32 protein-coding genes and 1 pseudogene are annotated in these 25808 nt (G+C 63.0%); 4 read left to right on the top strand and 29 right to left on the bottom strand.

Translation table 11 applies throughout. The annotated features are described in order from the left end of the window. Positions 1–169: 169 nt before the first annotated feature. From map to VNH11_09425, 29 genes and pseudogenes are all read right to left on the bottom strand, one after another. Positions 170–955: a type I methionyl aminopeptidase gene (gene map / locus VNH11_09565; GenBank protein HVA46608.1), complete on the bottom strand. Its 786-nt coding sequence runs from the start codon at positions 953–955 to the stop codon at positions 170–172. Further along, a complete protein-coding gene (locus tag VNH11_09560; protein HVA46607.1) occupies positions 952–1539 on the bottom strand; it encodes an adenylate kinase in 588 nt (195 codons plus the stop codon). The genes map and VNH11_09560 overlap by 4 nt, the downstream gene beginning before the upstream one ends. Positions 1540–1652: 113 nt before the next feature. After that, complete coding sequence (secY, locus tag VNH11_09555) at positions 1653–3041, bottom strand: preprotein translocase subunit SecY (GenBank protein ID HVA46606.1); 1389 nt, start codon at positions 3039–3041, stop codon at positions 1653–1655. An 82-nt stretch (positions 3042–3123) separates the two neighbouring features. After that, positions 3124–3615, bottom strand: a complete 492-nt coding sequence (rplO, locus tag VNH11_09550; GenBank protein ID HVA46605.1) for a 50S ribosomal protein L15 — start codon at positions 3613–3615, stop codon at positions 3124–3126. Next, positions 3615–4103 carry a 30S ribosomal protein S5 gene (gene rpsE / locus VNH11_09545; protein ID HVA46604.1) on the bottom strand — a complete coding sequence of 163 codons (489 nt, stop codon included), beginning with the start codon at positions 4101–4103 and terminating at the stop codon, positions 3615–3617. Before rpsE ends, rplO begins: the two co-directional genes overlap by 1 nt. A 143-nt stretch (positions 4104–4246) precedes the next feature. Next, on the bottom strand, positions 4247–4609 hold the full coding sequence (gene rplR / locus VNH11_09540; GenBank protein ID HVA46603.1) for a 50S ribosomal protein L18: 363 nt from the start codon (positions 4607–4609) through the stop codon (positions 4247–4249). Between the two features lie 22 nt (positions 4610–4631). Further along, positions 4632–5177, bottom strand: a complete 546-nt coding sequence (gene rplF, locus VNH11_09535) for a 50S ribosomal protein L6 (protein ID HVA46602.1) — start codon at positions 5175–5177, stop codon at positions 4632–4634. A gap of 83 nt (positions 5178–5260) precedes the next feature. Further along, positions 5261–5656, bottom strand: coding sequence for a 30S ribosomal protein S8 (gene rpsH / locus VNH11_09530; protein ID HVA46601.1), 396 nt, complete (start codon positions 5654–5656; stop codon positions 5261–5263). A 16-nt stretch (positions 5657–5672) separates the two neighbouring features. After that, on the bottom strand, positions 5673–5858 hold the full coding sequence (locus tag VNH11_09525; protein HVA46600.1) for a type Z 30S ribosomal protein S14: 186 nt from the start codon (positions 5856–5858) through the stop codon (positions 5673–5675). A 6-nt stretch (positions 5859–5864) separates the two neighbouring features. Then, positions 5865–6443, bottom strand: a complete 579-nt coding sequence (gene rplE / locus VNH11_09520) for a 50S ribosomal protein L5 (protein ID HVA46599.1) — start codon at positions 6441–6443, stop codon at positions 5865–5867. Positions 6444–6469: 26 nt separating this feature from the next. Beyond that, positions 6470–6829 (bottom strand): 50S ribosomal protein L24, encoded by a 360-nt coding sequence (rplX, locus tag VNH11_09515; protein HVA46598.1) that lies wholly within the window; start codon positions 6827–6829, stop codon positions 6470–6472. Next, positions 6829–7197: a 50S ribosomal protein L14 gene (rplN, locus tag VNH11_09510; protein ID HVA46597.1), complete on the bottom strand. Its 369-nt coding sequence runs from the start codon at positions 7195–7197 to the stop codon at positions 6829–6831. Before rplN ends, rplX begins: the two co-directional genes overlap by 1 nt. 145 nt (positions 7198–7342) lie before the next feature. After that, a pseudogene (gene rpsQ, locus VNH11_09505) lies at positions 7343–7582 on the bottom strand (30S ribosomal protein S17). Beyond that, on the bottom strand, positions 7582–7785 hold the full coding sequence (gene rpmC / locus VNH11_09500; GenBank protein HVA46596.1) for a 50S ribosomal protein L29: 204 nt from the start codon (positions 7783–7785) through the stop codon (positions 7582–7584). Before rpmC ends, rpsQ begins: the two are co-directional and overlap by 1 nt. Positions 7786–7874: 89 nt before the next feature. After that, a complete protein-coding gene (rplP, locus tag VNH11_09495; protein ID HVA46595.1) occupies positions 7875–8291 on the bottom strand; it encodes a 50S ribosomal protein L16 in 417 nt (138 codons plus the stop codon). Continuing rightward, positions 8230–8928 (bottom strand): 30S ribosomal protein S3, encoded by a 699-nt coding sequence (gene rpsC, locus VNH11_09490; protein ID HVA46594.1) that lies wholly within the window; start codon positions 8926–8928, stop codon positions 8230–8232. The genes rplP and rpsC overlap by 62 nt, the downstream gene beginning before the upstream one ends. Positions 8929–8991: 63 nt before the next feature. After that, complete coding sequence (gene rplV, locus VNH11_09485; GenBank protein ID HVA46593.1) at positions 8992–9330, bottom strand: 50S ribosomal protein L22; 339 nt, start codon at positions 9328–9330, stop codon at positions 8992–8994. A gap of 87 nt (positions 9331–9417) precedes the next feature. After that, entirely contained in the window at positions 9418–9690 is a 273-nt protein-coding gene (rpsS, locus tag VNH11_09480; protein ID HVA46592.1) for a 30S ribosomal protein S19, read from the bottom strand. An 81-nt stretch (positions 9691–9771) separates the two neighbouring features. After that, positions 9772–10626, bottom strand: coding sequence for a 50S ribosomal protein L2 (rplB, locus tag VNH11_09475; GenBank protein HVA46591.1), 855 nt, complete (start codon positions 10624–10626; stop codon positions 9772–9774). A 33-nt stretch (positions 10627–10659) separates the two neighbouring features. Beyond that, complete coding sequence (gene rplW / locus VNH11_09470; protein ID HVA46590.1) at positions 10660–10995, bottom strand: 50S ribosomal protein L23; 336 nt, start codon at positions 10993–10995, stop codon at positions 10660–10662. Positions 10996–11005: 10 nt separating this feature from the next. Continuing rightward, positions 11006–11716 (bottom strand): 50S ribosomal protein L4, encoded by a 711-nt coding sequence (rplD, locus tag VNH11_09465; GenBank protein HVA46589.1) that lies wholly within the window; start codon positions 11714–11716, stop codon positions 11006–11008. Between the two features lie 17 nt (positions 11717–11733). Then, positions 11734–12387, bottom strand: a complete 654-nt coding sequence (gene rplC / locus VNH11_09460; protein ID HVA46588.1) for a 50S ribosomal protein L3 — start codon at positions 12385–12387, stop codon at positions 11734–11736. A gap of 151 nt (positions 12388–12538) precedes the next feature. Then, a complete protein-coding gene (rpsJ, locus tag VNH11_09455) occupies positions 12539–12868 on the bottom strand; it encodes a 30S ribosomal protein S10 (protein ID HVA46587.1) in 330 nt (109 codons plus the stop codon). A gap of 108 nt (positions 12869–12976) precedes the next feature. Beyond that, positions 12977–13735 (bottom strand): hypothetical protein, encoded by a 759-nt coding sequence (locus VNH11_09450; GenBank protein HVA46586.1) that lies wholly within the window; start codon positions 13733–13735, stop codon positions 12977–12979. Between the two features lie 83 nt (positions 13736–13818). After that, the gene (locus VNH11_09445) at positions 13819–14445 is read right to left on the bottom strand and encodes a hypothetical protein (GenBank protein HVA46585.1); all 627 of its coding nucleotides are present in this window, start codon (positions 14443–14445) and stop codon (positions 13819–13821) included. A gap of 37 nt (positions 14446–14482) precedes the next feature. Next, complete coding sequence (locus VNH11_09440; GenBank protein HVA46584.1) at positions 14483–15937, bottom strand: SagB family peptide dehydrogenase; 1455 nt, start codon at positions 15935–15937, stop codon at positions 14483–14485. Between the two features lie 28 nt (positions 15938–15965). Further along, positions 15966–18233 (bottom strand): TOMM precursor leader peptide-binding protein, encoded by a 2268-nt coding sequence (locus VNH11_09435; GenBank protein HVA46583.1) that lies wholly within the window; start codon positions 18231–18233, stop codon positions 15966–15968. Position 18234: 1 nt separating this feature from the next. After that, on the bottom strand, positions 18235–18579 hold the full coding sequence (locus VNH11_09430; protein ID HVA46582.1) for an NHLP leader peptide family RiPP precursor: 345 nt from the start codon (positions 18577–18579) through the stop codon (positions 18235–18237). After that, positions 18509–19843, bottom strand: coding sequence for a cupin domain-containing protein (locus tag VNH11_09425; protein ID HVA46581.1), 1335 nt, complete (start codon positions 19841–19843; stop codon positions 18509–18511). The genes VNH11_09430 and VNH11_09425 overlap by 71 nt, the downstream gene beginning before the upstream one ends. Before the next feature lie 235 nt (positions 19844–20078). Here VNH11_09425 and VNH11_09420 point away from each other — a divergent pair, with 235 nt between their 5' ends. The 4 genes from VNH11_09420 to VNH11_09405 all read left to right on the top strand — a co-directional run bounded on the left by VNH11_09420 (position 20079) and on the right by VNH11_09405 (position 25624). After that, positions 20079–20531: a Uma2 family endonuclease gene (locus tag VNH11_09420; GenBank protein HVA46580.1), complete on the top strand. Its 453-nt coding sequence runs from the start codon at positions 20079–20081 to the stop codon at positions 20529–20531. 6 nt (positions 20532–20537) lie between these two features. After that, a complete protein-coding gene (locus tag VNH11_09415; GenBank protein ID HVA46579.1) occupies positions 20538–20774 on the top strand; it encodes a hypothetical protein in 237 nt (78 codons plus the stop codon). Positions 20775–20916: 142 nt separating this feature from the next. Continuing rightward, on the top strand, positions 20917–23406 hold the full coding sequence (locus VNH11_09410; protein ID HVA46578.1) for a DUF1549 and DUF1553 domain-containing protein: 2490 nt from the start codon (positions 20917–20919) through the stop codon (positions 23404–23406). Between the two features lie 199 nt (positions 23407–23605). Continuing rightward, positions 23606–25624 (top strand): hypothetical protein, encoded by a 2019-nt coding sequence (locus VNH11_09405; GenBank protein HVA46577.1) that lies wholly within the window; start codon positions 23606–23608, stop codon positions 25622–25624. Positions 25625–25808 lie beyond the last annotated feature (184 nt).

The following is a 25808-nucleotide window of genomic DNA, read 5'->3' as shown; positions in this document are numbered from 1 at the left end:
TTGGCTCGCAACGAGCTCGCCGGGCACGCCTATCGCTACACCGTCGTCCTGCCGCTCCTCTCCGGCTCGCTTGCGGAAAGAGCTGGAGGAATGGCGGCGACGTTTCGGTGAGCGATCGGGTTGAACTCCGCGCCTCGGCCAGGCGCTGCGCACGCCCAGTTACATGCGGCTACACGTCTTCCCCATTCGGCCCCGCCGTGAGTTTGACGGGGCCCTCCTTCGTCATGGCCACCGTGTGCTCGAAATGAGCGCTCGGCTTGCCGTCTTTGGTGACCTGCGTCCAATGGTCGGGCATGCCCTTCACCTTGCCCGTGCCCATGTTGACCATCGGTTCGATGGCGATCACCAGGCCGGGCCGCAAGTCGAAATCGCCGCTTTTGCGGAACTGTTTGCTGCAGAAGTTGGGCACTTGCGGTTCTTCGTGCATCTCGCGGCCGATGCCGTGGCCGACGAACGTCTCGACCACGTAGAAACCCGCGTCGCGAACGTACAGCTCCATTTCGGCCGCAACCTGGCTCCAGCGCGTTTTGACCTTCATCAGGTCGATCGCCAGATCGAGCGTTCCCTTGGTGACGTCGAGCAGCCGCCGCATTTCCGGCCGTACCTGGCCCACCGCGCGGGTCACGGCCGCGTCGCCGCACCAGCCGTCGAGCTTGCAGCCGGTGTCGATGCTCACCACGTCGCCCTCGACCAGACGCCGCGGGCCGGGAATGCCGTGGACCACCTCTTCGTTGATCGAGATGCAGGTCACGGCCGGGAAGGGGACCGTGCCCTGCACGCCCTTGAACAAGGGAACCGCGTTGTGCTCGGCGAAGTGGCGTTCGATGGCCAGGTCGATCTCCGCCGTGGTGGCGCCCGGCTTCACCAGCGCGCCGGCCGCCTGGTGGGCCTGCCAAACGAGCAAGCCCGCTCGGCGCATCAGGGCGATCTCTCTAGGCGAACGAAGGTTGATCACTCCGCTTTCAGCTCCTCTTGTCGGCGATGGCCGGCAGCGTCCAGCACCGCCCGAATGCGCTCGAAAACCTGGTCGGTCGTTCCCAGGCCGTCGATGACGCGCAGGAGACCCTTCTTGCGATAATAATCGAGCAACGGCCGGGTAGTCTTCCAATAGGCTTTCAGGCGCTCGGCGAGCACGGCGGGCTTGTCGTCGTGGCGGCCACGGCCCGCCAGCCGACGGATGACTTCGGCGTCGTCGACGTTCAATTCCAATACGATGTCCAGCGGGAGGCCCGCCCGCTGGAGCATTTGGTCGAGCCCGCGGGCCTGGGCCAAGGTGCGCGGAAAGCCGTCGAACAAGGCCCCTTGGTGGCAGTCGCTACGGCTCAGACGCTCATCCATCAGCTTAAGAATGATGTCGTCGGGCACAAGCTGTCCGGCGTCCATATAGGGAGCGGCCATCAGTCCGGCGTCGGTCTGCTCGCGCACCGCCTGGCGCAGCATGTCGCCGGTGGAAAGGTGCGGAATACCGAGGTATTCCAACAGCCGCTGAGATTGCGTCCCCTTGCCGGCCCCAGGGGGACCAATAAAAATCAGTCGCATCGGTCACCCCGCGCCTTACAGGGCCGGTTTCGCCGCCCGGCGCAACAGCAACCACCGCTCCGCCACCGCAGGGGGCCACGAAGCCGCTACTTGAGGAGCCGCAAACGGATTGTTTACTCCAAAAGCCCCTTGTAGTTTCTCATCACCAGGTGGCTGTCGATTTTTTGCACCAGGTCGAAGGCCACGCTCACGGCGATCAACAAGCCCGTGCCGCCGTAGAAGCTTGCCAAGTTGTACTCGATTTCGGCGGTATTCGCCACCAAGGTCGGCATGATCGCCACCAGGGCCAAAAAGCCGGCACCCACGTAGGTGATGCGGACCATGACCTTTTCCAGGTAATCGGCGGTGCGCTTGCCGGGGCGGTATCCGGGAATGAACGAGCCGAAGTTCTTCAGATTCTCCGACATGTCTTTGGGATTGAACGTGATCGCCGTCCAGAAATAGCAGAAGAAGTAGATCAGGACCACGTAGAGCACGTTGTGCGTGTAGGCCGAGGGCGACATGAACGCGTGGCCGGCGTCGGCAAAGAACTGCGAGAACGCCGTTCCGATGGGGTACTTCTCCGCGTCGGTGGGGAGCGCTTTGCCGAGAAAATCAAAACCGACGCCGGGAAACATCAGCAGGCTGCTGGCAAAAATGATCGGCATCACGCCGGCCTGATTGACCCGCAACGGAAGGTACTGCCGCGTGCCGCCGCCGAACACCCGCCGCCCGCGGACGTGCTTGGCGCTTTGCATCGGGATGCGCCGCTGGCCCTGGGTGATGAACACCACTCCAAACACCACGGCCACAAACAGCGAGGCCAGCACGATGAGCTTGGCGACGCCCATTTCGCCGGGGGCGGCTTCCAACTGCAGCTCGCCGCGAAAGATCGGCCGCAGCAGGTCGATGCCCGCCTTCGGCATGCGGGCCAGAATGCCCGCCATAATCAACAGGCTGATGCCGTTGCCGATGCCGAATTCGTCGATCTGCTCGCCGAGCCACATCAGAAAGATGGTGCCGGCGGTCATGATCATCACCGAGACAATGGTCCAGGAAAGCTGCAGCGAGCCGTTGTCGTTCAAGAACTGCTGCTGGATCATGCCGCTGCCAACCAGGAACCGCAGGTAGAACCAGCTTTGGAAGAGACACAGCACAACGGTCGCATAGCGCGTATATTCGTTGATCTTCTTGCGGCCGCTTTCGCCTTCTTTTTGCAACTCTTCCAACGGTTTCCAGACGCTGCCCAGCAACTGGAAGATAATCGAGGCCGAGATGTACGGCATGATTCCCAGGCCGAAAATCGTGGCCTCGTCGAGCCGCGACGCGCTGAAGGTGGCGACGCTCTTGAGAATGTCGCCAAAGCCGCCCTGCTGCGAAAAGAGCGTGCCGGCCTTCGACTGGTCGATGATCGGCAGCGGAATCCAGAAGCCGACCCGGTAGATCGCCAGCAGCCCGAGCGTCAGAAAGATTTTTCTGCGCAGCTCAGGGATCGTGAAGACGATGCGAATTTTTTCCCACATATTGGGTCCGTCCTGTTTCGCAGTAATGACGAATCACGGAATGACGAATGGCTCAGCGCCACGGTTAGTCATTCGTCATTCGTCATTCGACCTTGACCTTCTTCTTTCCCTTGACGACGGGCGCTTTGCCCGGCAAGGTCACCGCTTCGCCGCCGGCGGCCTTGATCTTTTCCAGCGCCGAAGCGCTGAAGCGGTGGGCGGAAACCTTGAGTTTCCTTTTAAGCTCGCCGTCGCCAAGCACCTTCAAGACGTCGAACCGGCCCTTGATTTTACCGGCCGCCTTGAGCGACTCCACCGTGACTTCGGCGCCATCCTCAAACCAGCGGTCGAGATCGCCGACGTTGACGGCCTTGACCGTCAGGGCCCAGCGATTGTTGAAACCGCGCTTGGGCACGCGGCGCACCAGCGGCATCTGCCCGCCTTCGAACGCGGGATGGGCGGTCCAACCGGCCAACTGACCCTGGCCCTTGTGGCCGCGTCCGGCTGTTTTGCCGCGGCCCGAACCGAGTCCGCGACCGATGCGCAGCCGCTTGGTGTTCTTTTTGATGCCGCGATGGATGTCGTGCAGATTCATTACAGTGTCACTCCCCTCAGTCGTTCAACCTCTGGTTTCGTGCGGAGACTCAACAGGGCTTCAATCGTGGCCTTCACCAGGTTGGCCGGATTCGTCGAGCCGAAGCTCTTGGTGAGAATATCATGGATGCCCGCCGCCTCACAGACGGCGCGCACGCTGGCGCCGGCCTTGACGCCGGTGCCGGGCGTCGCGGGCACCAGCACCACTTGGGCCGCACCAAAATGGCCGTGGACCGTGTGGGGGATGGTCGGGCCATCGAGCGCCAACTCGACCATGTTCCGCGTGCCCTCTTTGACTGCCTTCTCGACCGCCGGCGGCACTTCGTTGGCTTTGCCATGCCCCCAGCCGACCTTGCCCTTGCCGTTGCCGACCACCACCATGGCCGAAAAGCTGAAGCGGCGGCCGCCTTTGACGACGGCGGCGCAACGCCGAATCTTGACGACTTTGTCGATTAACTCTCCGCGATTACTGCTCGTGCCGGTTGACATTGGGTTCAGGGTTCAGGGTTGGGGTGTAGGGTGGGACCAGCGAGCTTGCGAGCGCCGGCCCACCAGCGGGGCGACTCAATGGTGGGCCGGCGCTCGCAAGCTCGCTGGTCCCACCCTACGGGTTTTACCTCATCACTTTTCACTCAGAGACTCAGACCGGCTTCGCGGGCGGCTTCGGCCAACGCCGCCACCCGGCCATGATACTTGTATTCGCGGCGGTCAAAGGCCACCGCTTTGATTCCGGCCGCCAGCGCCCGCTCGGCAAGCACGCGACCGACCGTTTGGGCCGCGGCCTTGTTGCCGCCGTAGCTGCCCGAAAGGTCTTTGTCGCGCGTGCTGGCGTAGACCAGCGTCTTGCCCGCGTCGTCGTCGATGATCTGCGCGTACATGTGCTTGTGGCTGCGAAAGATGCTCAGCCGCGGACGCCTCGAATCGCGCTTGACGCGATTGCGGACGCGAAAGCCTCGTCGCTGCCTCTGTCGGGCAATGGTTCGTTCGTGATTCATACTTCGTTACTTTCTGCCGGCTTTACTTCGTCATCGCCTTGCCGGCCTTGCGCCGCACTTGCTCGCCGTCGTAGCGAATGCCCTTCCCCTTGTACGGTTCGGGCTTGCGGACGGAGCGCACCTCGGCGGCAAACTGGCCGACTTGTTGCTTATCGGTCCCCTTGACGACGATGTGCGTCTGGTCGGGGCAGGTCACTTTCAGTCCACTGGGAATCGGCATCTGAACTTCGTTGGCGAAACCGACGCGAAGCTGCAGCGTGGTGCCTTGCACGGCCGCCAGATAGCCGACGCCCACGATCTCCAGCTTTTTCTCGTAGCCGTCGGTGACCCCCTTGAGCATGTTCTGAATCAGGGCGCGCGTCAGCCCTTGCAGGGCGCGGGCCGAGCGCGACTCGCCCTCGCGATCGATTTTGACCTGCTTGGCCTCGTCGTCGACCGCCACGCGCACCTCGCGCCGAAAGCCCCATTCGAGCTTGCCCAGCGGTCCCTCGACCGCCACGGTGTTGCCGCTGACGGCCACTTTGGCGCCCTTGGGAATCAAGACCGGTTTTTTTCCTATGCGTGACATTGTGCTTTTCGTTCTTTCAGCATCGCAAATGACTTCTGTATCATGCGCTTGTTACCGGACGGCCCAGGAAGGCCATCCTCCCTTTACCACAACTCGCACAGCACCTCGCCGCCGAGATGCCGCTGTCGCGCTTCGCGGTCGCTGATCACGCCGCGGCTGGTACTGATGATGGAAATTCCCAGTCCGTTGAGCACGGGCCGCAGGTTGTCGGCGCCGCTGTAAATGCGGCGGCCCGGCTTGCTCACGCGTTTGATGTGCCGGATCACGCGCTCGCCGTTGGGGCCGTACTTCAGGTGGATGCGAAGCTGCGGACTTGGCTTGGCGTCGACCTCTTCGAAGTCCCAGATGTAGCCCTCGCGCTTGAGGACTTCGGCCATGCCGCGCTTGACCTTCGACAACGGCATTTCCACACTGGCGCGCTCGACACGCACCGCATTGCGAATGCGGGTCAACATGTCGGCGATGGGGTCGGTCATCATCTTCTTATAGTTCCCTTTACCAACTCGCCTTCTTCATGCCCGGTATCAGGCCGTTGTCGGCCAGCTTGCGCAGACAGATGCGGCAGATGCGAAACTTCCGATACACGGCGCGAGGCCGGCCGCACAACTTGCAGCGCGACTCGCGCCGGCTCGAAAACTTCGGCGTGCGGCTCGCCTTGGCTATTTTTGATTTACTTGCCATAGACCTTTAACCGGTTACTTTCCCTTTCGCTGTTTTCACTTCTTCCACCTTGAACGGCAGACCCAGCCCGCGAAGCAACTCGCGCGCTTCATCGTTGCTGTCGGTCGAAGTCACAAAGGTGATGTTCATGCCTTGCACGCGGCTGTACTTGTCGGGATTGATCTCCGGAAACACCAATTGCTCCGACAATCCCAGGCTGTAATTGCCGTGACCGTCGAACGCCGTGGGACTAAGTCCGCGGAAGTCGCGCACCCGCGGCAGGGCAATGGCAATCAGGCGGTCCAGAAACTCATACATCCGCGTTCCACGGAGCGTGACCTTGACCCCGATCTCCATTCCCTCGCGAAGCTTGAAGTTGGCGATCGACTTGCGACTGCGTGTGATCGCCGGCTTTTGTCCGGAAATCTGCGTCAAAGCGCCGACCGCCTCTTCCAGGTGCTTCTTCTCCGAAATGGCGCTGCCGACACCCATGTTGACGACGATCTTATCCAATCGCGGCAAGGAGAGCAGGTTCTTGCGCCCCAGTCGCTCCTTGAGCGACGGCAAGACCTGCTGTTCGTAGCGTTCGAGTAAACGTGGAGCCATGGTTGTGCGTCAATTCATCCGTTGTTTTACTGTTTGTTCGCTCCAGCCCCGGCCCGCGACCTGGCCGGACCGAGCGCGCCGATCGCCTTGTTGCACTTGCGGCAAACGCGCTCTTTGCTGCCGTCGGCCGCCACGCGGCTGCCGGTGCGCACCGCCTGATTGCACGACGGGCAAACCAACAACACGTTCGAAATCCGCACCGGCATCTCCTTCGACAGCCGTCCGCCCTGCGGATTCCGCTGGCTGCGGCGCACGTGCTTGTACACGCGGTTGACGCCTTCCACCACCAGCTTGCCGGCGCCGCGGTCGATCTTGAGCACCTTGCCGGTGACGCCCTTGTCGTCGCCGCAAATCACCTTTACCGTGTCACCACCTCGAATGTGCATCACACCACCTCCGACGCCAGACTGACGATCTTCATGAAATTCTTCTCGCGCAACTCACGGGCAACGGCGCCGAAGATGCGAGTGCCGCGAGGATTGCCGTCGTTGTCGACGAGCACCAAGGCATTGCTGTCGAACCGCACATAGCTTCCATCGGTGCGGCGCGTGGGCTGCTTGCAACGCACGATCACGCCCCGCACGATGGCCTTCTTCTTGATGTCGCTGCCCGGTATGACGGTCTTCACGCTGCAAATGATCACGTCGCCCAGGCCGGCCGTGCGCCGCCGGCTGCCGCCGAGCACTTTGATACACATGACTTCCTTGGCGCCGGTGTTATCGGCGACGGTCAGTCGAGTTTGCATTTGAATCATGGCTTTACGTGCTTTCTGATGGGGGTTGGCCTTCCGGCCTTGGCTGAGCTTCCGAAGCGGGCTTGACCGCGCTCTCTTCGGCCAGAAGCTCTTCGGCTGCTTTGCGGCGGCTGGCAGCCCGCAGGGCCGCCACGTCGACGGCCTGGCTCTTTTTCACCACCCGTACCAACTCCCAACGTTTGAGCTTCGACTTCGGCGCGCATTCGACGATTTCGACGGTGTCGCCGGCGTGCGACTCTTCCTTGTCGTCGTGAACGTGGCACACCGTGCGGCGACGGAGATATTTGCCGTACTTCTTATGTTTCACCAGGCGTGGAATCTCCACGCGGCGGCTTTTGCGCGCCTTGTCGCTGGTCACAATTCCGGTTTCGATTCGCTTGGGCATCAGAGGGTCCCTTTTCGAGCGCGCTCGGTCTGAATCGTCTTGATCCGGGCGATCAACCGGCGTTGCTTGCGCAGCTCGCTCGGCGCATCGAGCCGTTCGGTCTGCGACCTGATGCGCAGCCGGAACAGGTTCTCGGCGGTTTCATTGAGCGTGAGCCGCAACTGTTCGTCGCTCATTTCGCGTAGTTCAGTGGCCTTGGTCATGGTTTTGCAGGCGTCAGGCGTCGGGCGTCGGGCGTCAGGAAAGCAGATTATTCCTGACGCCTGACACCTGATGCCTGACGCCTAGTCTCCTACATTGTCCTTCTTCGAATAAACCGCACCTTCACGGGCATCTTGTGGGCCAGGCGGCGGAAGCAAATCCGCGCGGCCTCTTCCGATACGCCCGCGATTTCATACAGCACCGTGCCCGGCTTGACCACCGCGGCCCAATACTCCGGCTCGCCTTTTCCCTTGCCCATGCGGGTTTCCAAGGGAATGGAGGTGATGGGCTTATGGGGAAAGATGCGGATATAGAGTCGGCCCTCGGTGCGCAGATATTGCTGCGCGCTGATGCGGCCGGCCTCGATCGTGTTGGCGCTGATCCAGCCGGCCTGCATGGCTTGCAGGCCGAAATCGCCGAACACGACGCGGTTGCCGCGCGTGGCCTCACCTCTTATACGTCCTCTTTGGCTTTTTCGGTGCTTGACCCTCTTGGGCATCAGCGCCATGGATATCTTCCTCTTGATACATGCCTTGATTGACCCAGACCTGCACTCCGATGTGCCCCTGCGCGGTCTTGGCTTCGGTAAACCCGTAGTCGATTTTCGCCCGCAATGTCGAAAGCGGCATCGCGCCGGAGATTTGCTTTTCGCGGCGGGCCATTTCCGAACCGCCCAGGCGGCCGGCCAATTGAATCTTGATTCCCTTGGCGCCCGCTTCCATCGTCTGCTCGATGGCCCGCTTCATGGTGCGCCGGAAGCTGGCCCGCTTGGAAAGCTGCTCGGCAATGTCTTCGGCCACAAGCTGGGCCATAATTTCCGGCCGGTTGATCTCCTCGATCTTGATGTTGATCCGCCGCCCCACCAGGTTCTGCATCTCGCCCTGCAGGCGTTCGACCTCCTGCCCTTTGCGGCCGATGATGATGCCGGGCCGGGCGGCGTGCAGCACCACCTTCACTTCGTCGCGCGTCCGCTCGATATCGATCCGCGGAATGCCCGCAAACCGGTATTTCTCTTTGATGAATTTCCGCAGCTTGAAGTCTTCGAGCAACAGCTCGCTGAACTCCTGCTTGGAGGCGTACCAGCGGCTCTTCCAGCCGGTCATGATGCCGACGCGAAAGCCGGTGGGATGTACTTTTTGGCCCATGTGAGGGTTCGGGGTTCGGGGTTCGGGGTTCAGGGTTCAGGAGTTCGCGCCGGCCACAGTGACTCACCATTTGACGTCGTCCACGGCCACGCGGATGTGGCTCATTCGCTTTTTGATCATAAACGCCATGCCGCGCGCCCGCGGCCGGATGCGCTTGAACATCGGGCCACCGTCGATCCGCACGTCGACGACAACCAGGTTCTGAAGGTTCTGTGCCCGGCGGTCCTCCGCGTTCCCCAAGGCGCTCTTGAGCACCTTTTCCAACAGCCGCGCGCCGCGCTGCGGCTGATAGCGCAAAATCTCAAGTGCTTCGTCGGCGTGCTTTCCGCGAATCAAATCGGCCAGCGGGCGCACCTTTCGGGCACTGATCCGAGCGAACCGGTGTGTTGCTTCGTATGCCATGTTGTCCGTTGTCCGTGGTCCGTCGTCCGTTGCCAGTTGGTTCGTAATTCGCGGTCCGCATGCCACGCACCACGGACAACTGACCAATTACTTCTTTTGTCCCTTGCCGCCGTGTCCGCGAAACGTGCGCGTGGGGGCAAACTCGCCCAGCTTGTGACCCACCATGTCTTCGGTCACAAACACCTTCATGTGTATCTTGCCGTTGTGAACCATGAACGTGTGTCCGACGAATTCAGGCACGATCGTACACGCACGCGCCCAGGTCTTCACCGGCAGCTTATTTCCCGCATCGTTGAGCTTTTGCACCTTCAAGAACAATTTGGGGTTGATGAAGGGGCCTTTTTTTAGTGAGCGTCCCATTTAGGCAGGGTTCAGGGTTCAGGGTTCAGGGTTCAGGGTTCAGCGGGGCCAGGGACTCTGAACCCTGAACCCTGAACCCTCTTATATCTTTAGTTGTCCATAACGACGCGAGCGACGGCGGCGGACGATTGCCGAGTTGGATGGCTTGCGTCGCTTTCGCGTGCGGCCGCCCTTCGCGAGTTTGCCCGTCGGGCTGACGGGATGGCGTCCGCCCTTGGTGCGCCCCTCGCCTCCGCCGTGCGGGTGGTCGATGGGGTTCATGCACGTGCCGCGCACGTGAGGCCGCCGCCCCATCCACCGCTTGCGCCCCGCTTTGCCCAACACAATGTTCATGTGGTCGGAGTTGCCGGTGCTGCCCACGGTCGCCCGGCAGGCCGCCGGCACGCGGCGAATCTCCCCACTGGGCAACGTGATCTGCGCCCAATTGGCGTCGCGGGCGGCCAGCACGGCCGCCGTGCCCGCCGACCGGCAAAGCACGCCGCCCCGCCCAGGTTGCAATTCGATGTTGTGGATCGTCATGCCCATCGGAATGTTCCTCAGCGGCAAGCAGTTGCCGACGGCCGGCGGCGCTTCGGGGCCGCTCATCACTTCCGCCCCCGGCTTCAGGCCGTTGGGGGCGAGGATGTATCGCTTCTCACCGTCGACATAGTGCAACAGCGCAATCCGCGCGCTGCGGTTGGGATCGTATTCGATCGAATGGACCCGTGCGGGCACGCCGTCCTTGTTGCGGCGGAAGTCGATCAGTCGGTAGGCCCGCTTGTGGCCGCCGCCCCGATGCCGGGCGGTAATGCAGCCCTGGTTGTTGCGGCCGCCTTTGCGCCTCTTCGGCACGAGCAACGTTTTTTCCGGCTTGACGCCCGGCGTCAACTCGGCAAAATCGCTCACGCTCGCTCCGCGGCGTCCCGGCGTGGTCGGCTTGTATCGGCGAATTCCCATTTGATCGTTGTTTGCAGGCCAGTCGCAGGGTGATTAGAAGAAGTCAATCCGGTGTTCGGGGTCGAGCTTCACGATGGCCTTCTTCCAGTCCTTCGTGTGAGCGTTGCGATACCGCGTGCGTCGCGGCTTGCCTTTGCGGTTGATCGTGCGCACGTGGATCACTTTCACGTTGAACAGCGATTCCACCGCATGGCGAATGTCGTCCTTCGTCGCCAGGCGATTCACCTCGAATGAATAAGCGTTGTAGCGCGTGGAACGGTGCATTCCCTTTTCCGTCACCAGCGGCCGTAGAATCACCTGGTGCGGATCGAGAAGTATTCCCTCGCCGGTCGTTTGCCCGGCGGTCTGATTGTCTGCTGCGGTACTCATGATTCACACCTCATGGACTCTCGACCGGCTGGTTGCTGGCGGTTTCGGCCCCCCCTCGACCTTCGGCCCCCCCTCGACCTTCGGCACCGCCTTGACCTTCGGCCTTTCGCCGGATGGCATCGAGGGCCGCCTTGGTGACCAGCACTTTGCGCGGCGTCAACAGCGCCAGAGCGTTCAAGTCGGAGACCGGCGACACCGACACTCGATCGATGTTTCGGGCACTCTTGTAAACATTGGCGTCGTAGGCGGCGGTGGCCACCAACAGGCTCGTGTTATGGCAATTCAGGGCCTTCAAGATGCCCGCCATCTCCTTGGTCTTGGGCGCCGTGAAGGCCAGGTCGTCGATCACCACCAGCTCGTCATCGCGAATTTTGGCGGCCAAGGCCATGCGCGTGGCAACTTGCAGCGCCTTGCGCGGAAGCCGATAGGTCCAATCTCGCGGCCGCTTGGCGAAAATGTGCCCTCCGCCACGGCGGATGCCGCTGCGCCGAGAGCCGGCACGAGCGTTGCCGGTCCCTTTCTGCCGGTACATCTTCTTCGTCGTGCCGGCCACTTCGCCACGGCTCTTCGACTTGGCGGTGCCGAGGCGAAGGTTCGACTGGTACATCACCACCACGTCGTGCAGCAACTGCTTGTTGATGTGCGGCGCAAGCACCGCCGGGTCGAGCTCGTAGCTTCCGACCTGCTCACCGCTGCGATTGTAAATGGGCAAAGTAGCCATTGGTTACGACCCCGTCGTTAAATGCTATTGGTTTGCCGGATCACGACATATCCGCCGTTCGGACCCGGCACCGCGCCGCGGACCAGCAACAGGTGATTCTCGGCCTCCAGGCGCACGACCTTCAAATTCCGCATCGTGCTCTGTTCGTTGCCGTAGCGGCCGGCCATGCGGCGGCCCTTGAACACGCGGTGCGGAAAGGTGTTGCAGCCGGTCGAGCCGGAATGGCGATGCACCTTCTTCACGCCGTGAGTGGCGCGCTGGCCGCGAAACTTGTGCCGCTTGATGACGCCCGACGTTCCGCGTCCCTTGGAGATGCCGGTCACGTCGACGGCGCCCACGCCCTCGAACACGGCCACCGACAATTCCTGGCCGACCGTGTAGGCCGTGGCCGGCTCGAGCAACTCGCGGACAAAACGTTTCGGCTCGCAATTGGCCCGTTCGGGCAACTCGACTCCGCCTGTGGTGCGGCGGCGGGCACGCTTGCTGTCGAGCTTGGCAACATGACCACGTTGGCTGCGACTGGCGAGTCGGCGCGGCTTGTCGCCTAAGCCCAACTGGATCGCTTCATAGCCGTCGCGGTCGGCGGTACGAAGCTGCAACACATGGCAGGGGCCAGCCTGGATGACCGTGACGGGAATCATGGCTCCCGAATCATCAAATATCTGCGTCATCCCGACCTTGCGGCCGAGTAATCCAATTGCCATCGCTATGCCTGTGATCTCGTTGCCCAACCGGGAGTTTGCAGTCAAAACCGCAAGTTACCCGTGCGGCGTCCGTTTCATTCGTTGGTCCGTGGTCTGTGGTCCGTTGTCCGGACAACACTTAGTGACGGCTGGAAGCCTTGATCTTGATGTCGACGCCCGCCGGCAAGCTCAGCTTGTTCAAAGCCTCGATTGTCTTGGCCGTCGACTGCACGATGTCGATCAGCCGTTTGTGCGTGCGAATCTCGAACTGCTGCCGGGCTTTCTTGTCGACGTGGGGACTGGAAAGCACGGTGTAGCGTTCGATGCGGGTCGGCAAGGGAATCGGACCGTGGACTTCCGAACCGGTTCGCTTGGCCGTATCGACGATTTCGGCGGCGCTTTGGTCCAGCACGGAATGGTCGTAGGCTTCCATGCGGATGCGAATTACCTCGTTCGAATGCCCGGCCACGCTGACTCCTTGAGACCCTCGACTTCAAACCATCACTAATTCGCCCAGTTTATGGGCGAACCGATGATCCTAGAATTTCAGCCGCCGTCTGTCAACCGGGGGTGATCGTTATTTTTTGGAATACCGCTCGGCCAGCCAGGGCGCAAGCTCGTCGTCGATCAACGCCGCCACCGCCTCGGCGCCGGCGTTGGTGTAGTGCAGCCAGTCGTAGAAATAGCGGGAACTTTTCGGCAACCGCCCCGCCAGGTCGATCATCAGGACGGATTCCTGCTCGGCGACCTGTCGCGTAACGTCATTATAGAGTTCGAGCACATCCCACTTGGTCGCCCCGTCGAAATCGCCTGCCTGGATCGTCGCTAAATCGGCGCCGGTCACGTCATCGCGACCGGTCCCGCAGAGCAGCGGTTGCGTCAACAGCACCGGCTCGCTGCCAAACTCGCGCGTCATGTTCACGAGCTGGCGCAGCCGCGATTCGTAGCCCGGCAGAAACTCGGAGCGATGCCGGTCGAGCTCCTTGCGCCGCTCTTCGTCGCTGGGCGGCTGGGCGGTTTCCGACGAAATCGGATCGTGCAGCATGGTGGCGTGTACGAGCCCCAACGTTCGTGCGGCGCGATGCCGGCGAAGGTTCACTCCCAAGGCGACGACCGCGCTGTAATCGGCCAACTTTCGCACGATTCGCGTCGGCCAGGCGTCGTCGGCACCCCCGTGAGCGAGCAGGTCCTGGTCCCAGTGGTTCGCTTCCAGGTTGCCGACGTCGTTGATGCCCACCACCTCGGCCAACAGCAAGGCCAGGCAGCAACCCAGGGCCAGCGCCGCCAGCCGATGTTTCCAGGAGTGCTTTCGCAGTGCCATTCGGAGAGCAGGCATGTAGGTTTCCTTCACCTAAAGGATACACCGGTGCCGTCAGTCATGGCAGACTGGCTCGCTCCCACCCTTTGCATCTACTGCGGCTACCGGCCGCCCGCGGCGAAGTAAATCTCGCCCTTCAGCGGCTCGCCGCGCATTTCTTTCCACTTCGACTTCTGCTCGTCGGAAAGCAGCGACATCAGCCGCTTGCGGCTCGTCGCTCGCAGCTCTTGCAGCTCTTGCTCCTTTTTTTCGTCGCTGGTCGAATGGATCAGCTCTTCCATTTCGTGGCGGGCCTCCTGTTGCAGCTCTTTGGCCCGTTTCTTCTGGTCGGCCGAAAGGTTGAGCTTCGAGGCGATTTCGGGCCGCGTCACCCAGAGCAGGCCCGCCACCTGCAACAGAATCTGATCGAACCGCTTGCGCTGGTCCGCGGTCAGCGTGTCTTTCAAAAACCGCTCGTTGTCTTTCGTCATTTCCTTGAATTCACGATCGCGCTCGTTTTCGCCCAGCTTGCTTACTTTCTGGGCCTTCTCCCATTGCGCCGAGGCGAACTTGTGGATCTTGTCACGCTCGTCTTTCGAGAGCTTCAAGTCGTCGCAGACCGCCGGCTGCAAGAGCAGCATGACTTCAGTGGCGCCCTCTTCGGGCACCAGTTTGTCGGCGGCCGGCGCGGCAGCCACCCAGGCGGCAAACAACATCACACTCGCCAACGAAGTAATGAACCACCGCATTCGATACCTCCTCACTTTGAAACAGGGGTTTTTGAAATCAACTCGCTCTGCTCCCTAAAAGAAACTCGCCCACCGACGTCTCCGTGCAGTAAGCATTGCCCGACGCGCGGGCAAAGACCTCCGAGTCGCCGCAGCCCAGAGCACACGGCGCAAGCCCCATGGCCGTGGCGGCCAGGTACATCGTTTGATAAACCACGCCCACGTGCTTGAGCGTCAAGGCGTAGGCGATCGACTGATATTTCCAGGCCAGGCGCTCGAAGCGCGCCGCCAAGACGATCAGCACCTGCACCGTCGCCGGTTCGATGCCGGCCGAGGCGGCGGCTTCGTCCAGCAACGCGTGGGTGGCGCGGCGGTCCGCATCCATCGCCAGCAGGCGATGTTCGAGTGGGTCGTAGTAGTGCAGCCCGCTTTCCAGTCCGCGGCAATTTCGGACCGCCACGTAAAACTCCAACTCATAGAGAGCGCCGCCGGCAGGATAGGGACGCGTGGCCAACTCGACGGCGACGTTGCCCGACGCCGTCGGCATCTGCACCTGCCGCCGCTCCTTGACTCGCGCCACGCGATACAGGAACTCGCCAAGTTGCCGGTCGGTGACGGGCTGCGTCGCATATTCGCGGACCGAGCGTCGCCGCTCTTGCACCAGGGCCAGCGGCGGGTCGTCGCGCTCGAGCTGCCGCAGGTCGGGACGGAACAGCGCGTCTGATCTGCCGCTCCCTCCGGGAGAAGGCTGGCGTAAGGGCGGCCCGACAACGCTCTTTATCGCTGGCGGCGGTGGTCGCTGCGCGAAGCGAAAGGTGGCGCCAAACGGCGCGTCGCTGCGGCCTCGACGGCTGCGGCTGTGGAACAGCAGGTCGTGGAACTCCCATGTGTCCAGCGGCGAGCTGTCCGTGCGATTGGGATCCTCGTCGGCCCGGTCGATGATTTGTGTCTCTGCCAGCAGCGCAACAAGTCGCCGCAGGGCGTCCGAGGGCAGCAGTTCCAGATGCTCTAAATCGGCAAGCGACGATTTCGCCGCCAGAGCCGCAACCAGCGCCACGCCCCGCGCATCGTGCATCACGATTTTGGCGTGCGCCAATGGCGATTCGAGCACCATTTGGTCTTCGTCGCGGCGAAGATAGGCGAAGCGGGAAAGGTGGTAGCGTGTGTGTAAGCCATGCGATGTGGCACGTCCATTCGGAACCGTCACCGGCCGGCCGAGCGGAACGACGGTCGCCAACGGCCGATCGCCGGCAAAAAGCGTCTTCCGCACCAGGCCTCGTTGGTCCAACTCTTCGAGGCAATACAGCCAGTGCGCCAATGAGCCGGAACCACCGCTCGTCATCACGGTCTCGCTCAACAGGTCGGCGTCTTCGCCCGGCGGCGTCAATCGCCGCATGGCATCGACCACTTCCGCACTGAGGCGTCGCAACGCCAGCCGCGATCGCGGACCCGACACGACGACCTCTCCGTCGTTCGCCGAGAGCGAAACCCGCTCGTGCCACGATAATTTCATAGTTGCAGGCAAGGCGCGCCTCGATCGATCACAAGAACATGGGGACCGGATTCAGCTCTTCTTCGCCCAGCCGGCGCTCCAGCCAACCAAGCTCCACGGGAACCTCGAACAGCCGGCCGGGCGCAAAACGGGCCCAAAAGTGGCGCAGCCCCGGTACGACCACCTTGACCACCGGCAGGCCAATCTCCGGCCGGGTCTGGTCCAGCACCAGCATTTGCAGTCCCCGCCGCTCGACCAGCGACTGGCAATGGCGAACGTCGTCCAGAAGATCGTCGTTCGTCACCGCCCGGTAATCGTCGAGCCTCCGCGGCCGAGACTGCTCGGCCGGCATCAAATACGGCTGGTTCTCCATCGTCGCCGTCTTCAGCCAGCGCACCGTCTCTTCGTCGGTGAGGCGTTCGTTGTAGACTTGCTCCCGCGGGACCTGCAAAACGTAACTCAGCATCTGGTTCATCTCCGTCACCGCGCGGAGCAAGGCGATCCGCGCATCGAGATGAGCGCCGAAGCCGATCACGATCTCTTCAGGCGGGCCGTCGGTCCGCCGCGACCAGGCCGCGAAGACCGGTATCTGCAAGTCCGCCGTCAGATCGAGCGCCGCCATCTCCCGGCCGCGCGTGGCGAGGTAGTCGCCGAGCTCGCTGAGATAGGGCTCGTGGAAGCTTGCCAGATCGACGCCGGGCCGCTGGACACGGCTGTACCACCACAAGGCCACACTGTCGCGCTCGACCAGCTCCAAAAAACCTTGCAGCACCGCTTCTTCCAGCGTGTTGCCGGCGGCATTGCCGTTGGAGCAGGCCAGGCAGAATTGCTTGTCTTTCGGCAGCGGGTAGTCGTAATAACAGAAGGCCGTCGGCAGCCAGCACACCTCTTGGCGGCTCAGCGACCAGACGGGCGACCATTCCCATTCGGCCTCGGCATCAAACGGCAGCGGCACGAAGTTGTACGGCGTGCTGTTCCGGTTCCACTCGTCGCGCCGGCCATATTGCCGCGGGCTGAACAGCAGGCACGTGCGCGGGTCGATGCCCGATTCGCCCAAGTCGCTCAACCGGGCAAGTCGGCGCGGCTCGTCGCCGCGAAAGACGCCCGAATGGCGCTCCAGCCCCTCGCAAAGTCCGCTGGCCTTGGCTTGGACGTCGGTCGTCCCTTTGCCCGCACTCATGTTGCGCAGGTCGCCGCGAAGCTGCCCCAGGCTGTGGTGCCGGCGGGCCAGATTGTGCCCCGAGAGATACACGTGCATCACTCCATCGTCGCTGGGACTGCTCCGCTCGAGCATCGACACCGCCCCGGTGATCGGGCTGATGTGATGCCGAAAGCGCTCAAGCGTGACGTCGGGACCGACGGCGCGATGTCCGCCGTCGCGCACGAACCGCTTTTGGCGGCTTTCAAGCCGCGGTGGTTGAAAGTGGCTCACGTCGCCGTTGGCCGGCTTGCCGCAGGCCGGGCAGTAGGGCAAGCGCGTCAGCGTGTGCGTCTCGACTTGCCACGAAACCAGATCGAACGTGCGGATTTTCCCCTCGCACTCCGGCAGCTCGCCCCGCACAACCCACGAGGCGATGGTTTCGGCCACCAGCGCGCAAGCCACCTGCCGGCTGCCCGCTGTGCCGGCCTGCTCGATCAAGTTCGCATCGCCCGCTGCTGGTGCCGCTTGCTCGTCAGCGAACCGTTGGAAAACGTAACTTTCCACCGCCCGGTTGGAGCGCAATCGTTCGGCCAGGCACTTCCAACAGCCGGTGACGCCAGGCCGAATGAGCGGACCAAGCCAGAGTTGCCGGCCGACGGGTTTGACCAGCAGCCACGGCCGGCCGCTGGCCAAAGCCGCTTCGTTGCGCGCCGCGAGTTGCGGCTGCATATAATGATCGGCCAGCACTACGTCCAAATCGCCTCCCTCTTGCACCCGCACGCCTGCCGCCGCAAGCGCGCTTGCGAGCGGGCCGACCTCCGTGCCGGCCCCTTCGATGCTCACGCCGACCGCCGCCAGCCGGCGCGAGGCCGCAAGCGGGTCGATCTGCTGCATCGACCACCAGGCGGCCTCTTCGCGCGGCAACTCGTCGCAGGCTTCTGCCAGGAATCCCTTCTTCTCCAATTGCGCGACGGTGAAATAGACCTGCGCGGCCGACGCGCGCGGCGCGACCCGATCGCAGATTTCGTCCGCCGAGCGGCCGTCGAGATGCGGCGCGACGAGCTCATAGAGCCGCCCGCGCAGCAGTGTCTCGTTGGCGCCGGACAAGACGAACACGCCTTCCTCCGGCACAACCGCGACGCGCAAGTGGGGCTTGAAGCTCGGTCGAGTAAGCATGTTACGAGTCGTCACCGAAGCAACCGCAACGGCGGCAACCACACCCACAACCGCCGCAGCCGCACAATCCGCACCCGCCCGAGAAAGAATCGAATCCGATCGACGCGGTCAGCTCTTCGTCGATCAAATCGCCCGCGGGACTGGGCGGCAGAACCAAGTGGCAAACTTCGTCGGTGTCTTCGACCACATTCAACCGCACGCCAAGCGGGACGTCGATGCCCTCTTGCTCCAAGACGGCGGCCGGGTCGTCCTTAAGTCGTTGTTTGAACTCATCGTCAGACCAGGCCCGGGCCACGAGCATGCCCCACTGTTTCTGCCAGTTTCCTTGTTGCAGCGTCGCTTGCATGGATCTCCTCCGAAAAAGTGGCCCCTGACAAGAAAGACGGTGAAATAGGTCGCCCCACAACTTTCAGTAGCCCCTCACGAACAAGGCGGCGGACCAGCACCAGCTTGCCTTCGCCGCCCAGATCGTCGGGAAGCTCACGCACAGCAAATTGCGTGGCGCCGGCCATAAATTTCAGGGCCGACGCAATGCGAGATGGCCCGCCTACGCGGTTGCCCGGAAACTCGATGGCGACTCCCTGGCCATTTTCGACGACGCGGCAGATCGCCAGCACATCTCGTTCCACGACCGTATCGAGACCGATTTCATCGCCTTCGCCTGGGCCGCCGAGTTGACCGCCAGGGAGCATTTTCAATTGTCTGAAGAACTGATCGGCGAGCGAGTCGCTGGCCTGCTCGAACAGGCCGTCGGCCGTGGCCTCGCTCGCCAGCCGCTCGACAAGCGCTCGAAACTGCCGCTGGAACTCATTGCGATCGTCCGGCAATGCGCCGCCGGGAATCGATCGGCGAAACTCCACGTCCTGCCGGCTGAGGCACAGCAGGGCGTGCCGCAACAAATCGGCCCAGCGGTAGACGTTGACGCCCACCGTCAAGTGCAAGCTCGCCACCTCCGAGGTCGAGGCCTCGTGGATGTGACCGCGCGGAAGATACAGCAAATCCCCGGCAATGAGCGTGACTTCCTGCGTCGGCTTCGTCGGCCTGCGCGAGAGCGGGACGCTGTCCGAAGCCAGCGGCAACTCTTCGGCGGCGCCGAACAATCGCCATTGCTTCGTGCCATCGAGTTGCAAGACGAACACCTCGTGCGTGTCGAAATGCGCGGCAAAGCCTTGCGAGCCGGGCGGCGTCAGGTAAAGGTTGGCATGCACCGGACAGTGAAACACCGCTTCGAGTTGGCGGCACAACTCGGCCACCGCCGGCCAGCGGTGCTGCATGGCCATAATCACCACGCTCTTGCCTTGCTCGTAGAGCTGCCGCAGCTCGGCCAGGCCGGGCTGCTCGTGGAAGGACGGAGTGGGTCGATCGTCAAGACCGCCGCGCAGGTAGGTGGCCGGCCGCGGCGCGACCGGCTCCAGCGCGCTCAGGTCGGCAAAGTGCGGACGGCTGAAGTAGATCATGGCATCGAGGTCTTGCCGGGAAAAAAGTCGTCGATAGTAGGCCTGATCCCCGCGGCGGACGACGAGCGGCTCCTTCTCCCAGCGGTCGCGGAAGAAGCAGTCGGTGTCGATGGGCGCAAGAAGTTGTTCGAGCTTGAGGCCCGGCGGGAGCATACCAGCGGTTCCAGTGGGTGAGTACAGCGGCAACGATTCGGCCAGCAAACGTGAGTATCGGGCGCGCGAACTGAATGCCGATCGTCACCAAAAAGCGTGGCCAGCGTGGCCGGAAGCGCGCCTGACTGGGTTATAGGCCGACGCCGAAAACTGTCAAGAGTTTGCGCGCCGCGTGAAACCGGCTGAGGTGATCGGTGTACGTTGTCGGGCCACGGACCGGCGACTAGAATGATATCTGAGATGGCACTATGGCGATTGTAACCGAACAGCGTGTTCCCCCCCCCTGGCGGCCGGTGATCATCTGACGCGTGACGAATTCCTGCGCCGTTGGGAAGCCCAACCCGAGGTCAAGCGCGCCGAGTTGATAGCCGGGAGAGTCTACATACCTTCGCCGGTGTCGGGTGATCATGGCAAGATGGACCGCCGAATCGGTGGCTGGCTGGCCGTCTATCAAGCGGCGACGCCGGGCGTTGACGGGGCGAATAACGCGACGTCGCTGATGCTGGAAGACGCGCCGCAGCCGGACCTGAGCCTGCTCATTCTGCCTGAATATGGTGGGAGCTCGCGGGTCGAAGGTCTTTACTTCCAGGGTGCTTTGGAATTTCTGGCCGAGGTTTCCGCCAGCAGCGCGTCGAATGACCTGCACGACAAATACGACCTGTACCAGTCTGCGGGCGTTCAGGAGTAGCTCGTCGTGCTGTTGTTCGAGGAAGAGATTCGCTGGCACGAGTTGGTTGACGGCCGCTACCGCGTTTTTCCGCCCGACGCCGACGGGCTATGGCGCTCGCGGGTATTTCCCGGCCTCTGGCTGGACGGCAAAGCACTTCTCGCCGGCAATCTGCGACAGGTTCTCGACCGCTTGCAGGATGGCTTGCGGTCCGCCGAGCATGAGCGTTTCGTGGCCGACTTGGCTGCGCGGTGGCGAGTGTAGGTGTCGGCGCCGGCATGCCAAGAATCGCTTGGCAAAGCGGCGCCCAAAGTACATAATGACTCCTTGATGCGTTCCCGCCTGGCGGCCGCGCCTGTTCCCACCTGACGGCCGCCGAACATTCCGAGCAAGGAGAATCGAACACGTGCTGCCGCATGGAGTCCGGCCGCTTCGCGGCCCAGCGTTGCTGGCTTGCCTGATGTTGGGGCCGATCACCGCCGCTCAGGTCGCCGCGGCCGCTACGTTTGACGTCGAACCGGCCAGCATCCAGCTCGAAGGCAACTTCGCCCGTGCCCAGCTCGTGCTTACCGCCCGAAATTCCGACGGCACCAAGAGCGAACGCTCCGCCGATGTGACGCCGCAGGCCAGCTATACGTCTACCAATCCGCAAGTGGTCTCGGTGCTTCGGCCCGGCTTTCTGCTGGCCGTGGGCGACGGCGAGGCGGCCATCCAGGTGTCCATCGGCGGCGAAACGGTGGCCGTGCCCGTCAAAGTGAGCGGCGTTTCGGCCCAACCGCAGCTCGGCTTCACGTCGCAGGTGTTGGCGGTGTTGAACAAGGCGGGCTGCAATGCCGGGGCCTGCCACGCCAGCCAATACGGCAAAGGCGGCTTCAAGCTCTCGGTGTTCAGCTTCGCCCCGAACGAAGACCACGTGGCCATCACTCGCGACCGGCAGGCCCGCCGCGTCGATATGCTCAACCCCGAACGAAGCCTGTTTCTGCTGAAGCCGACACTGGCCGTGCCGCATGGCGGCGGACAGCGGCTCGCGGTCGGCAGCGTCGATTATGAACTGCTGAAAACCTGGCTGGCGACCGGAGCGCCCGCGCCGCGGGCGGATGAACCGCAGGTCAAGTCGCTGCGGGTTTATCCGCCCCGCCGCCTCGGCCAGCCGGGCATGACCCAGCAGCTTCGAGTGCTGGCCGACTACAGCGACGGCAGGACCCGCGACGTCACCTGCTGGAGCCGCTTCGACAGCCTCGACGACAGCGTGGTCAAGGTCACGCCCGAAGGCTTTTTTACGGCGGGCGGCAAGGGCCAGTCGCACGTCATGGTGCGGTTCGCCGGACAGGCCGGCTTGTGTACGGTCATCGTGCCTTTCGCCGAGAACATCGAGCTGGCCGGTTGGACGGAGAATAACTTCATCGACGCGCTGGCCGCCCAAAAATTCCGCGAGTTGGGCATTCCGCCGTCGCCTTTGTGCGACGATGCCGCGTTCTTGCGCCGGGCCTTTCTTGACGCCATCGGCACGCTGCCCACGCCCGAAGAAGCCAAGGCGTTTCTCGACGCGACCGATGCCGATAAGCGCACGCGGCTGGTCGATCGCTTGCTGGGACTGACCGGCGACCCGGCCCAGGACATTTACAACAATCAGTACGCCGCGTTCTGGACGCTGAAGTGGGCCGACCTGCTGCGGTGCAACTCGGCCAGCATCGGCGAGCAGGGCATGTGGGCCTTGCACAACTGGATCGCCGATTCGTTGCGGCAGAACAAGCCCTTCGACCTGTTCGTGCGCGAGATTATCACGGCCAAGGGTTCGGTTTACTCCAGCGGCCCGGCCAATTTCTTTCGCGTGGCCAACAATCCGCAAGACCGGGCCGAAGCCGCCAGCCAGCTCTTTCTCGGCGTGCGGCTGGCGTGTGCCAAGTGCCATCATCACCCGTTCGAGAAGTACGGCCAGGAAGACTACTACAGCTTCGCGGCGTTCTTTGCCCGCGTGGGCGTGAAGGGGAGCCAGGAGTTCGGCCTGTTCGGCGGCGAGCAGGTGGTGCTGGTCAGTTCGGGCGGCGAGATCGGCCACCCGCGCACCGGACAAATCATGAAGCCCACGCCGCTGGAAGGCCAGCCGGTGCCCGAAGCGCCCGATCGCCGCCAGCCGCTGGCCCAATGGCTCACCAGCCCCGACAACCCGTTCTTCAGCCGCAATATCGTCAACCGCTACGTGGCCTATCTCTTGGGCCGCGGGCTGGTCGAGCCGATCGACGACATGCGGGCCACGAACCCGGCCAGCAACGCCGAGCTGCTCGACGCTTTGGCCGCGGAGTTCGCCAAGAGCTGCTTCGACGTCAAGCGATTGCTGCGCACGATCATGACCTCGCGGCTGTATCAACTCGATTCGCAGCCGTTGCCTGCCAACGCCAGCGATCACCGCTTCTACAGCCACTTCCACGTGAAGCATTTGGCGGCCGAGCCGATGTTGGACGCCATCAACGCCGCCACCGGCACCACCACGAAGTTCAAGAACATGCCGCTCGGTTCACGGGCGATCGAGTTGCCCGACGGCGACTATCCTGATTATTTTCTCAAGACGTTCGGCAAGCCGCGACGGGTGAGCATTTGCGAGTGCGAGCGGTCGAGCGAGGCCAATCTCGCGCAGGCGTTGCACACGCTCAACGGCGACACGCTTTCGCAAAAAATCGCCGACGGCAACGGCCGGTTGGCGAAGCTGTTGAAGGAGAACAAGCCGTTCGAAGAGAACGTCGCCGAGTTGTATCTGGCGACGTTTTCGCGGCGGCCGACGCCGGAAGAGTTGGCGACCTGCAAGTCGTTTTTGGATCAGAGTCCCGACGCCAAGACATTTTATGAAGACCTGCTCTGGACGCTGCTGAACTCGAAACAGTTTTTGTATGTGAGGTGAAGGGATGAGCAAAGGTATTGGCGGTTATGCATCGGCGTGTAGGGTGGAAAAAGCGAGCTTGCGAGCGCCGGCCCACCGTAAACAACGTCGCCTTTGGTGGGCCGGCGCTCGCAAGCTCGCTGGTCCCACCCTACTCCTTCTCCTTTTCGTCTCTCTCGTTCCCTCGCGCGCCGTCGCCCAAACGTCCTACCCGATGCTGATGGGCCTGAAGCCGCTGGCGGTGCAGGTCGGGGCCATGACCGAGTGCGAAGTCGCGGCACGCTACAACTTGTTCGGCGCCTACCAGGTGTTTATCAGCGGTTCGGGCGTGACGGGCGAAGTCGTCCCGCCGGAGGCCAAGCCCGATGATAAGCCGATGGAAAAGAAGCCGGAGATGCCGAAGATCAAGGTCCGCTTCACGGCGGCAGCCGACGCGGTGCCGGGCATGCGCACCTTCCGGCTGGCCACTCCGCAAGGCGCCTCGACCGTCGGCACGCTGGTGCTGGTCCGCGATACCATCGTCTATGAACAAGCCGCCAACGACGTGCAATCGGCCGCCCAGGCCGTGACGTTGCCAGCCACGCTGTGCGGGGCGTTCGAAAAGGCCGAAGACGTCGATTACTATAAGTTCACGGTGCCCGATAACAGCGACTGGACGTTCCACGTCTGGTCGTCGCGCTGCGAGAACAAGATTCACGACCTGCAAACTCACTCCGACCCAATCGTCATGCTGCGCAACGCCAGCGGCACCGTGCTGGCCGCCAGCGACAACTACTTCTTCGCCGACCCGCTGCTTCATTACCATTTCGCGGCGGCCGGTGAATACTTTCTCGAAATCCGCGACGTTCGCTATCAGGGAAACGGCGACTGGCAATACGTCATCGAAGCGAACAATCGGCCGTTCGTGACCAACGTCTTCCCTTCGCGCGTCACGCCGGGTACAGCCATGCGCTTGCAGCTTATCGGCTTCAATCTGCCGGCCGACCCGACGGCGCTGGTCACGCTGCCGCCCGACACGCCGGATGGTCTCGACTCGGTCAACCTGCCGTTGGCGGGCACGGCGGCCAACGCGGCCCCGGTGGTCGTCAGCCGCCTGCCCGAAGCGGTCGAGTCGGACGCCGAGAACAACACGGCGGCGGAGGCCCAGCCAATCGCCGTGCCTCTCGGCGTGAGCGGCCGCATATCGCAGGAGGGAGACATCGACTGCTATCAGTTCGAGTGCAAGAAGGGCGACCGCTTCTCGTTCGAGATCGTGGCCCGCCGCAACCAGTCGATGCTCGACCCCGTGCTGCGCGTGCTCAACGCCCAAGGCGGCGCCTTGTTGGAGAACGACGACCTGAACACGGGCCGCTTCACCCACGCCGACTCGCTCTTGGAAAACTGGACCGCTCCGGCCGACGGCAAATACGTAGTTGAGGTGCGCGACCTGCACTTGCGCGGCGGGCCGCAGTTCGTTTACTTCCTGAGCGCGACCCGTAGCGGGCCGTTCTTCGTGCTCGACACCGACACCGACAAAACGCTGCTGGCCCCCGGCACGTCCGCCGCGATCTTCGTGCGTGCCTACCGCAAGAACGGCTTCACGGGCGAAGTGCAGTTGGGCGTAGAGGGCCTGCCGCCCGGCGTGACGGCAAGCTGTGGCCGCATTCTCGAAGCCGGCAAAGACGGCTGTATCGTTCTGCAAGCGGCGGCCGACGCCGCGCGCGGCGCCGCCAACATCAAGATCACCGGCACGGCGTCGCTGGCCTCGGCCGATCCCGCGCAGCCACCGCGCCAGCTTGTGGCGGTCGCCCAGCCGCTGCAAGAGATTTACATGCCGGGCGGCGGAAGGCATCACTATCCGGTCGACATGCACACGGTTTCGGTGGGCGACGTGATGGACCTGAAGAGCGTGAAGATCAGCACGAACACGGTGAATCTCAAGCCGGGCGGCTCGCAGAAGATCGACGTCACGATCGAGCGCCGCGAGGGATTCAAAGGCAACGTGACGCTCGACGTGCTCTACCAGCACCTGGGTTCGATCTACGGCGACAGCCTGCCGCCGGGCGTGAAGATCGACGACAAGCAGAGTCAGACGCTGTTATCGGGCGAGCAATCGCAGGGCCACATCACGCTCGTCGCCGCGGCCGACGCCAAGCCGGTGGAGAGCCAGCAGTTCGCGATCATGGCCAACGTCTCGATCAACTTCGTGATGAAGTACACCTACGCCAGCGAACCGCTGAAAGTGACGATCGCGCCGTAGGGTGGAACTGGCGTGACAGGTTTTGCCGCGAGGAAAAGCGGTGGCTGGGGCAGAGCTTGGCCGGCTAGCGGACGGCGTCCGTCAAGAGCATTGCGGCCAAGCGATGCCCCGGTTGGACGCACCGGGGCATCGCCTGGCCGCCGAGATGAATGAAGTGCCAGCCGCGATCTGGCCAAGCTCTGCC

The sequence above is a fragment of the Pirellulales bacterium genome, from assembly GCA_035533075.1.
Classification (GTDB): Bacteria; Planctomycetota; Planctomycetia; order Pirellulales; family JAICIG01; genus DASSFG01.
Note: the sequence above shows the minus strand (reverse complement) of the source record. Positions and strands in the feature narration are given on the sequence as shown.